General features: G+C 66.7%; 6 protein-coding genes. 3 read left to right on the top strand and 3 right to left on the bottom strand.

Going from position 1 to position 11478, the window contains the following annotated elements; genetic code table 11:
• Window position 1: 1 nt before the first annotated feature.
• Window positions 2-1378: a TolC family outer membrane protein gene (locus tag EII26_RS09750; RefSeq protein WP_158612254.1), complete on the bottom strand. Its 1377-nt coding sequence runs from the start codon at window positions 1376-1378 to the stop codon at window positions 2-4.
• A 577-nt stretch (window positions 1379-1955) separates the two neighbouring features.
• On the opposite strand from EII26_RS09750, the gene EII26_RS09755 reads away from it, so the two are divergent.
• From EII26_RS09755 to EII26_RS09765, 3 genes are all read left to right on the top strand, one after another.
• Window positions 1956-2447 carry a prolyl-tRNA synthetase associated domain-containing protein gene (locus EII26_RS09755; protein WP_124888970.1) on the top strand — a complete coding sequence of 164 codons (492 nt, stop codon included), beginning with the start codon at window positions 1956-1958 and terminating at the stop codon, window positions 2445-2447.
• Window positions 2448-2776: 329 nt separating this feature from the next.
• The gene (locus EII26_RS09760; RefSeq protein ID WP_158612255.1) at window positions 2777-6331 is read left to right on the top strand and encodes an AsmA-like C-terminal region-containing protein; all 3555 of its coding nucleotides are present in this window, start codon (window positions 2777-2779) and stop codon (window positions 6329-6331) included.
• A gap of 159 nt (window positions 6332-6490) precedes the next feature.
• Window positions 6491-7228, top strand: a complete 738-nt coding sequence (locus tag EII26_RS09765; protein ID WP_124888972.1) for an NYN domain-containing protein — start codon at window positions 6491-6493, stop codon at window positions 7226-7228.
• A 160-nt stretch (window positions 7229-7388) separates the two neighbouring features.
• Here EII26_RS09765 and lpxK read toward each other — a convergent pair whose 3' ends face one another.
• On the bottom strand, window positions 7389-9659 hold the full coding sequence (gene lpxK, locus EII26_RS09770; protein ID WP_124888973.1) for a tetraacyldisaccharide 4'-kinase: 2271 nt from the start codon (window positions 9657-9659) through the stop codon (window positions 7389-7391).
• Entirely contained in the window at window positions 9656-11452 is a 1797-nt protein-coding gene (locus tag EII26_RS09775; RefSeq protein WP_124888974.1) for an ABC transporter ATP-binding protein, read from the bottom strand. Before EII26_RS09775 ends, lpxK begins: the two co-directional genes overlap by 4 nt.
• Window positions 11453-11478 lie beyond the last annotated feature (26 nt).

Consider the following 11478-nt stretch of genomic DNA (forward strand, 5'->3'; position numbering starts at 1 on the left):
GCTATTTTTTAGGCGCCTTGTCGGGTTTTCCCCCGGCCTTTGCCTCGGCGACCTTGAGTCCCAGCTCCTCCGGGGTCGGTACGCCCTCGCGCACGATGTTGTAGGCCGAGATCAGCGCCCCCACCTCGTGAAGGTAGCTGGCCTTGGCCCCCTCGTAGCCGAAGAGCGCATTGACGTAGGCCCTCTTGGCCTGGAAGGCCTCGTTCTGGGCGTCCAGAAGGTCGAGCAGGCTGCGCCGGCCCACCGCGAACTGCTGCCGGTAGGCGGCCTCCATGGCCTCGGCGGACTTCTGGTGCTGCTCCAGATGTTCCAGCTGCTTGTAGATGGTGTCGATGTCGTTGTAGGCGACCAGAAGGGCCTGGGCGACCTCCCGCTCCGTCTCCTTCAGGATCTCCTCGGACTGCTTGTAGAGCTCCACGAAGCGGCGGATCGTGGCCTCGTCGGTGCCCCCGTTGTAGAGGTTGTAACGGATGACGAGCTCGATCATGGCCTTGTCCTTGCGGCCCTTGGTCCCGTCGGTGTCGTTCTCGAGGTTCAAGCCGCCGCGGAGGTCGATGCGGGGGCGGAGCTTGGCCTTCTGCTCCTCCAGGGCGAACAGGGTGGAGCGCACGCTCTGGGAGACGCTGTTCCAGCGCGGGCTCGTCTTCATCCCGAGATTCAGCGCGGTCTCCGGCGTCTCGGGCCGCTTGAGCTCCAGGGCCCCCCGCTCCAGATCCTCGCCCGGCATCTCCCCCACGGTGCGGAGGTACTGGGTGGACGCATCGTGAAGGTTGCCCTCCTCGGTGAGCAGGTTGACGCGGGCCAGGGCCAGGCGCCCCTTGACGACCTCCATGTTGGCGGAGCTCTCGAGTCCGGCGCGGGAACGGGCCTGAACCAGCTTCATGATCTCCTCGTGCCGCTCGAGATTCTGCTGGGCCAGCCGGATCATCTCCCGGTAGCGGTTGACGTCGTCATGGCTGCGGAAGGCCAGCAGGGCGATCTTCTCCATCGAGGCCCGAAGGTCGTAGTACTTGGCGTTCTTGGCGGCCCCGAATTTCTTCACCTGGCTCCGCGTCAGGCCGCCGTCGTAGAGCATCTGGCTGAGCGTGAGGTAGGCGCCCTGGCGGAAGTAGTCGTGGTCGTCCCGGCCGTCGTAGCCCGAGCCGCCGAGGCGTTCCCAGCCCGCGGAGGCGGAGAGGTCCACCCGGGGACGATAGCCGCCCCGTGCGGCCTCCTGCTCCTCGTCCGAGGCGCGGAAGGCGTGCCAGGCGGCCTGCACGTCGGGATGGGTAAGGACCGCCTGGTTGACGCTGTCCCTCATGCTCTTGGCCAGAGCGGGCGAAGCCAGAACCATGGATGCGAAAAGCATGGCGCAGGTACTCTTAAACGTAGCTTTCAAGGTGTTCCCTCCTGATGGTAGTCCCTGTCGGGGGTCCTGCCGTAGTGCGAGTACCTCTTCGTAACCCGGATACGGCCCGAAAACAAAAGGCATGCAGCAGCCTCGTAATCCGCATATGTCTTGCCTGGGCCTCCGCGACGGGCAAACAGCCATGGGCCCCGCAGGGGCCGGCCCGTTCGTCGGCCTTTCACGTGGAACCGCTCTGCAACTGAAAACCGGCTACGCCCCTCCTTTTCATTGGGAATTGTTTTGAAATCTTAGCGTGTTAGTATAGATTAAGTGGCCTGGACAAAAATCCGTAAATACCACGATAGGGGAGGCGAAGGCAACGCTTTTTCGCCTCCTCGGCCTTTGACCGGTTCCCTGGGCATTGGCGGCAAGGACCGAGTCCATGCTTCTTCTCTTCTTAATTATCAGTCTTTTTTCGTTTTGTCAATAGGTCCTGAGGCTTTTCTCGGCTGGGGCTCCGGTTGCGGTCCCCGAAACGTTCCCTTCGTGTCCGGCGGAGGAGCGTGCTATCATGGCAACAGGAAAATAGGGGGCTCCGGCGGCCCCGGAAGGGAGTATCGACTTGGTCATGGATGAGAGAGAGCGCGTTCTGGCAAAGCTCGACGAGCTGGGGGTCTCCTACGAACTGGACGTCCACGAGCCGGTTTACACCATAGACGCCATGGTGGCCCTGGGCCTCGACAAGAAGGGTGAGGTCGTCAAGAACCTTTTTTTGAGGGATGCGAAGGGAAAGCGGCATTTCCTGGTCGTGTTGCCCGGCGACAGGCAGGGGGACCTGAAGGCGATCCGGGCCCGGCTGGGGAGCACGGCGCTCAGTTTCGGCTCGGAGGAGCGCCTGATGCGGTGCCTGAAGCTGAGCAAGGGGGCCGTGTCGCCTTTGGGGGTCCTCAACGACGCGGATCGTGCCGTGGAGGTGGTGTTCGACCGGGCGCTGGCGGGCGCGCCGCGCCTGGGCGTCCATCCCAACGACAACACCGCCACGGTCTGGATCTCCTACGAGGGGCTCCGAAAGATCGTGGAGCACTGCGGCAATGCGATTCACGTCATCGATATGGAGTGAATCAGATTCTCTTCACTCGGATGTCGGGGAAAAAATCAAGACTTGATTTTTGGAGCCTCTTGGGTTCTTCCACACGGTCCACTTATCCACAATATCGCTTGAAATGGGGCGTTCATAGGGAATTTGGGAAATTTGTCCACGGTTTTATCCACTTATCCACAGGGAGATTTTTTTAAGGTCATTCGAGTGGGCAAAGTGGAGGAAAACAACGCACGCACTGTATAATGGTCGGCATCCGACGGCGGGTGCCCTTTTGCGTCCCGGCCCGTTCCGGGGCGTTTTTATTTCGGGTGGGGGATAGACAGTCCGGAACGAAACGAGGTTGCAGCGTGGTTAAAAAAATTCTGTATCGTACGACGCAGTTCCTTCTCGTGCTGACCGCGGCGGCGGCCGGGCTCGTCTGGCTGCCGACCGGCTCGTGGCTGGTCCTGCCCCTGGCCCGTCACCTCGGGGGATCGGGCGTGCCCTCCCTGAGGCTGGAGGACGTTCAGGGGTCCCTGTACGGGGGGTACTCCCTGACGGGCGTGGAGGTCGTCTCGGGGGACGCCGTGCTGCTTTCCCTGCACCGGCTTGCCGTGCGGCCCGATTGGCCGTCGGTCCTGAACGGAGTCCCCTGGCTGGAGTTCCTGGAGGCGGAGGGCCTGAGCGGCGACCTGCAAAGCCTTCAGTCCCTGGCCGAACGCTTCGGGGGGGGGGAGTCCTCGTCCGAACCCCTCCGGCTCCTGCCGATGCGCGTCTCGGTTCGGGATGCGACGGTCGCCTCCCCGCAGGGGCCCCTGCACCTGGCGTCGCTCGAGCTCTCTGAGCAGGGACACCTGGCTCTGCGCTCGACCCTGGCGGGACTGCCCCTCGACGTCGACGCGCTCGTCGGCTTCTCACCCCTCTCCGTGGTCTCGGGCGATCTGCGGCTCGGGGAGGGAAAGGGCTCGTTCAAGGGGCGGCTGGCGGCGCCCTTCGACTTTCGCGGGGATCTGGCGGCCCTGCCGCTGAAATCCGTTCTGCCCTTCGTCCCCGGCGCTCCCCTCCGGGGATCGGGCCGCGTCGACGGCCGTTTCACCCTCACGGGACCGGCGGAGGCGCCCGAGCTGAGGGGCGTGATTGCGTTGACGCGCGGCGTCGTGATGGACGTGCCCGTGGACCTGCGGGTGCCCTGGAGCTGGTCCGGGGGCGTCTTTGCCGTTCAGGACGCGAAGCTCCGGAGCCTGTCCGCCGAGATGGCGCTGGCCCTCTCCGCGGACCTGAGCGGGGAGGCGTGGCGCCTGTCCGCGCGGGGCTCCGCGAAGGACGTCTCCGTCGGGAACATCGGACGCATCCTTGCGCCGCAGGCTCGACTGGCTGGGGAGCGGGGGCGGCTGCGGTTCGACCTCACCGCCGATGCCGCGGGCACCGTGGCCGGCGAGCTCTCCGTCAGCCTGCCCGAGGTGGCTGCGGCGGGGAAACGGGTGGTCCGGAACCTGAATGCGGACATTCGCCTGGTCCCCGGGGAGGCGCCCCAGATCGTCTGCGACGGCGAGGTCTTCGGCGGGCGGGTTCTGGGCAAGGGGGAGGTCGTCCGTAAGGACGGAGCCCTGCGTCCGGAGATGGTCTTCACGGCTACCGATGTCGACACCGCCCTGATGGCCGCGGCCCTTCCCGCACTGTCGGCCGCCGCCCCCTCCGGAAAGCTGGCCCTGACCGTACGGGTCGACGGGGCGCTGGAGGCCTCGAGCACCCTGAGCTCCTCCAAATTGACGGTCGGAGGGGTGACGGTCCAGGACCTGAGGGCCTCGGCACGCTACATCGGGGGACAGGCGATCCTGGAGCGGCTGGACGGACGCATCGGAAAGGCCCCGCTGTTCCTCTCGGGGGCTGCGGACGTCCGGCGCTCGACGCTGGCCTTCGAGGGGAGCGTCCAGGGGCTCGACCCCAGATCCGTGCCGCAGATCGCGACTCGGATCAAGGGGACCTGCGACGTCAGGGCCTTTGTCGGCGGCACGTTTTCGGACCCGCGCGTGACGGTTCGCGTGAGCGGAAAGGACAACCGGGTGGCGGGGGTCCCCCTGCGCAACCTGGGGCTCTCGGTCACCTACTCCGACGATCGGATCACCCTGCCCGAGACCGTGCTGCCCCTGCCCGGCGGGACGCTGACCCTTCGGGGGACCGTAGCCCTGCCTGGGGGATCCGAGCCGCGCCTGGACCTGTCCGGGAAGCTGACGAGCCTGAGCCTCGCCCCCCTGGCCAAGGCCCTCGGGCTGCGACAGCCCCTGAAGGGCGAGGTGCGGGGCTCCTTCAAGGTCTCGGGGCCTCTCGGGACGGCAGCCGTGTCCGCCTCCCTCCACGGGTCCGGCATCCGGGCCGCCGGCGTCTCCATCCCGAAGTTCGAACTGGATGCACGGGGGACCGCCAGGGAGGTTCGGGTCGACCGGCTGTCGGCCACGGTCGGCGAGGGGACCGTCGAGGGGCGGGGGGTCGTCTCCCTTTCGGCCGGGAACCCCATGCACAGCAAGACCGACGTCAAGCTGGCCGTGAAGGGGCTGGAGGTCCGTCCGATCCTGAGTCCGTTCGTCCCCGACGTCCCCGTGGGCGGGATCCTCAACGGCTCCCTGACGCTTCAGGGGTCGCCCGCAAAGCCCTCGGTCACCCTGAGGGTCGATTCGCCGCTGACGATCCGGGAGACGATCGTCGACCGGATGGCCCTGTCCGTGCAGGGGAGGGGCAAGGACCGATTTGCGCTGCACGCCAGCGGCCAGCTGGGCGACTTTCGCCTTGCGGCCAAGGGGGACGTCCGGCGCGAGGGGAACGGCTGGCGCTATGCCATGACGACGGAGCCGCTGGATCTGGACCGGATGCTCTCGGCAAAATCCCCCTCGATGAGGGGCAAGCTCGCCGGCCAGGTGACGGTGAAGCTGACGGGGTCCACGCACTCGGGCAAGAAGGGGGACCTGCGCCCCGTGGCGATGCACCTGTCCATCCCCAAGCTGTCGGCTTCTGGCCTCACCGTGACGGACATCTTCCTGCCGCTCCAGGTCGCCGGGGGGAGGGCCCAGCTCACCGGGGGCAGGGCGATGCTCTACAAGGGGGCCGTCCGGGCCAACGCGGAGGTGTTTCTGGCGGATTCGAAATGGCAGGGGACCGTCAGCGTGCGGGGGCTGGACATGGGGGAGATGGCCCGGCCCTTCCTGCCCCAGGGGGAGCTCGTCGGCAGCGCGGACGCCAACGTGAGGCTGAAGGGGAACTTCGGGACCCTGATGATGGTGTTCGCCAACGGCGACTTCTCGACGGGCAAGGGGTACCTGCACAAGATGAAGGTCATCGACGCCGTGTCCCCCATCAAGCGCATCACCTTCGAGACGATCCGGGGGACGTTCTTCTGGGACGGATCCGACCTGCGTCTGAACCCCGGCACCCAGGCCACGGCCGGCCCGCGGGACCCGCTCTATCGCTATTTTTCGGTCAGCGGGCCTCTGGGGATCCCCGGCGAAGGGCTGAAGCTGATCTGCAAGGGGCGCTTCGACGTCCAGATGCTGGACAAGGTCCTGGGGGCGCTGAAGGGCGTGTTTCAGTACTTCACCGGCGGGCTCTCCGGCGGCGGCAGCGGCCTGATCAAGGGGGCCGTGGGCAAATTGCTGGGCATCGAGAAGCGGGACTTTCAGGATGTCTCCTTCGTGCTGGCGGGCAGCTGGTCGGCGCCTCAGCTGCTGAACCTCAGGATAGACAAGCCCATCCAGAACTATCTTCCCCTGGACAAGCTGAACAAGACCGAGGAACAGAAAGCGGAGGACAAGAAGTTCCGTCTGAACCTGAAGATACCGACCGGCCCCGGCGCAAAGGACAGGGAAAACCGGACCGAGGACCAGCTCAAGGAACAGATGCTGGACAACCTGTTCAACATCGGGGTGGATTAGTCCCACAAGAAATTGAGACTGTTGGTGCGTATGTTGACACGACGGAGGAAACCTCTATAATGAATATGCCCTGAAGGGGCACACAAGTAAGTTGTATTCCGGTGCGGGAGAGGGCTTCAAGCCCTCTCCCGCAAAAATTTGGGGACAGAGGTGGGGGGCGTGTCGCAGGAAATGGTGGGCATTTTTGTAGATTGGCAAAATCTTTATAACGACATCAGAACGGCTCTGAAAAAATGCGCTCCCCCTCCAATATTCAATCCCAACGATACTGTGCAATTGAGCTATCTTTTTCATTCCTTCCTTCTTCCTGAGGAAAAGTTGTTCCGCATCTATCTTTATACGGCATTGCCGATGGCTTCGGAGGAGGTGGAACGCTATGTGAACACCACTCCGCGCTTCAGCAGCCAGCGGGAGATGTTCAGGAAATATTGGGAGAGCCCTGCCGTGGATGGCCGGTCCCCCAAGGAGCGACAGGATCTTACGCATCGTGAAGCCGGAAAATTTCAGGAGCGTCTCATGCGTAGCAACTGTTACGCCTTGCGGTTGGGGCAACAGCGATGCCAGAATCTTGAGGCAAACGGACGTCCCAACCTCGTGCAAAAGCAGGTGGATATGCTGATTGGCATAGATATTTCGCACGCCTCGTTTTACAGACAGGTCGACAAGGTGATGATCTTCTCCAAGGATACGGATATCGCTCCAGCCCTGAAGGTTGCAAGGATACATGGCCTTCAAACGATCGTCGCGACGATAGATTCCGTCGATTATCCCGATATCCGCTTGCAAAAACACGCTGATTATCGGAGATCGCTCGACCTGTCGCAGATTGCGGCGGAGGGATCGGAACATGGATGGGACTCCACGAAAATCGACAGGAAAGGGAACGATTTTCGATAAGCCGACCTCCTGTCGGCCTGACTGCCGCTTTCCGCAGCTCGCCCTCAAATATTGGGAGGTGTGGACACCGTTCTCGAGGGCGGTGGTTTTCTCGCTACTCCCGATGACGCCTCCTCAATCTTCCTTCGTCATTTGACCCTGCCTTTTCTCCAACTCGGATTCAGAGCCCGTCCCGCAGCCTCGTGTAGAGCCTTTCCCGCGCGTCCCAGCCCAGGGCCGAGGCGGCGTGGTCCGCCATGTCCGCCAGGGCGCCGGGGGCCCCCATGCGTGCCCGGCCCGCCGAGCTCATCCTCTCGTAGAGCCCGGGGTCGGCGAGCACCCGCAGCGCGCATTCCGCCAGGGCCTCGGGCGTCGCCTCCACGAGGATCTCCGCGTCCCCCAGCAGCTTCTTCTGGACCCTTTTGCCCTTCTCGTCGATCGAGACCACGGGGATCCCGAGCCCCGCGCAGAGCTGGTTGGCCGTCCCCCCGAGTCCGATCAGCAGGTCCGCGCCCCGCGCCGCCGTCGAGACGGGCTCCGTCGTGAGGTCGAGGCGAAGCGTCCCCCGCCTCAGGGCACGGGGCTTCTCCTCCGGCCCCTCGGGCGTCCAGCCCGCGCAGGAGGCGATCAGCCGGCTCGCCGACAGGGTCGGGGCCAGGACCATGCGAAAGCGGCAGGGCCGGGCCCCGTTCAGGCGTCCGGCGGCGTCCAGCAGGAGCCGGACGTCCTCGTAGGCCCGAAGACGGCTGCCCGGGAGCAGCAGGACCAGCGGCACGTCGCCCGGCCCCGGGGGCCCGGGCGGGGGGGCGGGCGGCGCGTCGCCCAGGAGGTCCATGATGGGGCTGCCGGCGTAGACCGCATCGGCCCCGGAGCGTTGCAGCTGTTCGGCGCTCTCGGGGTCCCGCGTCCAGGTCCGGAGCACGAAGCGGCGGATCAGGGCGCGCTCCAGGCGCCAGTGCCCGCTCAGGTGGACGGTCTTGGCGGTCGCGACGAAGAGGGGCCGGACGCCGCAGCCCCAGAGCGTGTGGAGGAGCAGATAGACGTCCCCCACGCACAGCGGTGTGCGCACGGAGTCGCGCAGCGCCGCCCAGGCCCGGAGCTGATCGCGCACGTGGCGCAGCAGGCCGGCGCGCATGTCGCCCCACAGGTCGCGGAGCCGATATTTCACCACCCCCCCCGACGGCGTGACCGACGGGGCGGAACGGACCGGAAAGCCGGAGGCGCGATAGGCGTCGCCGCGCCCCACCAGGGGAAAGGCCAGAACCTCGGAGGCGGGAAAACGGGTGCGGAGCCGCTCCGCCAGGAGCACGCCGATCGCGTCCTCCCCGTAGCCGTTCGAGGCCACGACCAGGCGCGGCCTCAGCGCCTCGGTCAGGAGGGCGAAGAAACGCTCGGGCTCGTCCAGGACCGAAGCCACCCGGGGAACCCGGAGCGGCAGCGGGGGGCGCCAGGACGCGGGGAGGTTGTAGAGGTCCTTCTCGGTACAGGCCAGGAAGGAGGCCCCGGCCCCGGTCCCCTCGGCGAGAAGCGCCTCCAGGTCGTGCGGCCGGTAGCGGTGATGGTCCTTGAAGCGGTGCTCCCCGACGATCCGGAGCCCCTCGTCCCTCAGGGACCGGGCGAAGCTCTCCGGATTGCCGATCGCCGAGAAGGCCAGGACGGGGCTCCCGGGCGCGGGCGGATCGCAGGGGCGCAGAGCGCCGTCCCATTCGCCCCAGCCGTCGATCCGCAGGCGGGAGGTGAAGATGCGCTCCGCGGGGACGTGGCGCTCCACCGCCGTGCGGAGCGCGCTCAGGGCTTCGGGGCCGGCCTGGTCGACCTTCGTCAGGACGACGACGTGGGCCCGCGCCAGGGCGGAGGGGGGTTCCCGAAGGATGCCCGAGGGGATCAGGGTTCCGTTTCCGAAAGGGCAGGCCGCGTCGATGAGGACCACGTCGACGTCGCGGCCCAGCCGACGGTGCTGGAAGGCGTCGTCGGCGATCGTCAGCTCGACGCCGCGCCGGCGCAGCTCGCGGACTCCCTCGATGCGGCGCCGCGCGATGGCGACGGGCACGTCGGCCAGCCGCTCGGAGAGGAGCAGGGGCTCGTCGCCCGCCGCGGCCCGGTCCCCGTCCCCGCCCTCGACGACCAGGACCGACCCGGACCGGGAGCGGCCCCCGCCGTACCCGCGGCTGACGATTCCGACCCGGACGCCGCGGTCCCGCATGGTGCGGGCCAGCATCTCGACGAAGGGGGTCTTGTTCGTCCCTCCGTAGGTCAGGTTTCCCACGCTGATCAGGGGCAGGGGCGGCTCGTCCGAGCGTTTCAGCCCGTGGCGGTGGAGAAAGCCCCAGGAGCCGACGATCAGCCGGTTCAGCCAGGACGCGGGCGTCAGGAGCGCCCAGAGGGGCGAGAAGCGCTCTCCCCGGACGTGGGCCATGTAGTTTCGGACGATCGCTCCGCCCAGGCGCGTCATGTCCGCTCCCCGGCGGTGTCCTCGAACTGCAGGCGATGGAGCCGGGCGTAGAGCCCGCCCTCCCGGACCAGGGCGTCGTGCGTGCCCTCCTGGACGATCCGGCCGTCCTCCAGCACCAGGATGCGGTCGGCCGAGCGTACGGTGGAGAGCCGATGCGCGATGACGAAGGCGGTCCGGCCCGCCATAGCGCGGTTCATCGCCTCCTGGACCTGCCGTTCCACGGCCAGGTCCAGGGACGAGGTCGCCTCGTCCAGGATCAGGATGCGGGGGTCGCGGACGACGGCCCGCGCGATGGCGATGCGCTGCCTCTGCCCTCCGGACAGGGTGACGCCGCGCTCGCCGACCTCCGTGGCGTAGCCCTCGGGCAGGCCCTCGATGAAGCCGTCGATGTCGGCCACGTGCGCCGCCCTCCGGATCGCCGACATGAGTTCCGGGTCGGACAGGGGGTCGTGGCCCGGCGCCGGAAGCCCGTAGGCGATGTTGAAGGCGATGGAGCCCTTCATCAGGACGGACTCCTGCGGGACGATGCCGATCTGCCGGCGGAGCCGGGGCAGAAGCAGGGTGGCCGCATCGTGCCCGTCGATGAGGACGCGGCCCGACGTGGGGTCGTAGAAGCGCGGGATGAGGTCCACCAGGGTCGACTTGCCCGAGCCGGTGGGGCCGACGACGGCGATCCGCTCGCCCGGTCGGACGGAGAGGCTGATCCCCTTCAGGATCTCCCGCCCCTCGGTATAGGAGAACCGGACGTCCTCGAAGGTGACCTCGCCGCGGAGCCGTCCGGGGTCGGTCCGGGAGCGGTCCGTCGGCTCCGTGGGGGTGTCCAGCATGGCGAAGATGCGCTCCGCCGCGGCCAGGCCGGTCTGGAGCGCTCCCATGCGGCTCATGACGGTACGGATGGGCTGGACCATGAAGGCGATGTAGCCGATGAAGGCGATCAGCTCGCCGGGCGACAGGGCCCCGCCGATCACGCTCCGGCCCCCGAACCAGAAGACGACGGCGAGCGCGCAGATCAAAAAGATCTCGATCACGCCGGAGAGAAACGCCTGGATGCGCACCGCGCGGAGCAGCGCGTCGAAGTTCTCGACGTTGCCTCGCCGGAAGCGCTCCAGCTCCTGCTCCTCCGTCGCGAAGGCGCGCACGACGCGGATCGCCGAGAACGCCTCGGTGGCGATGGCGGTCAGGTCCGCCAGACGCTCCTGGACGCGGTGCCCGGCCCTGCGGAGCCGTCGGGCCGCAAAGGCCAGAAGCCAGGCCACAACGGGCAGCACGACGACGATCAGCAGGGTGAGACGCCAGTTGAGGTAGAGGATGAAGGAGAACATCCCGACGAAGGTCACGGCGTTGAAGACCAGGTCCACGAAGGTGTTGGTGACGAGGTTCTGAAGCGTCGCCACGTCGCCCGTGATGCGGCTCATCAGCTCGCCCACCCGGGCCGCGTGCAGCGTGCGCAGCGACATGCGCTGCATGTGGTCGTAGAGCACGATGCGGATGTCCATCACGACCCGCTGTCCGACGTCGTTCATCAGGTACTGCTGCCCGTAGAGCGTCATGGCCTTGAGGACGAAGATCAGGACGACCGAGACGCAGATCAGGTTCAGGGCGAACAGGTTCTTGGAGATCAGGACGTCGTCGACCACGCTCTTGAAGAGCCAGGGGGGCAGGATGTTCAGCCCCGAGGATGCGAGCATGAAGAACACCGCCCCCGCGAGACGATAACGGTAGGGCGCGGTATGGGCGGCCAGCCGACGCACGGCGCCGGGGCGGGAGGGGGTCGTCTTTTCCTGCGTCGGCATGAGATACCTCCTAAAAATGGGCTTGA

The sequence above is a fragment of the Fretibacterium sp. OH1220_COT-178 genome, assembly GCF_003860125.1.
Lineage (GTDB): Bacteria > Synergistota > Synergistia > Synergistales > Aminobacteriaceae > CAJPSE01.

Bases quoted from the DNA above. Each gene is read 5' to 3' on its own strand.
- EII26_RS09775 (WP_124888974.1), bottom strand. From the start codon at position 11,452: ATGCCGACGCAGGAAAAGACGACCCCCTCCCGCCCCGGCGCCGTGCGT.
- EII26_RS09755 (WP_124888970.1), top strand. From the start codon at position 1,956: ATGGATGAGAGAGAGCGCGTTCTGGCAAAGCTCGACGAGCTGGGGGTC.
- lpxK (WP_124888973.1), bottom strand. From the start codon at position 9,659: ATGACGCGCCTGGGCGGAGCGATCGTCCGAAACTACATGGCCCACGTC.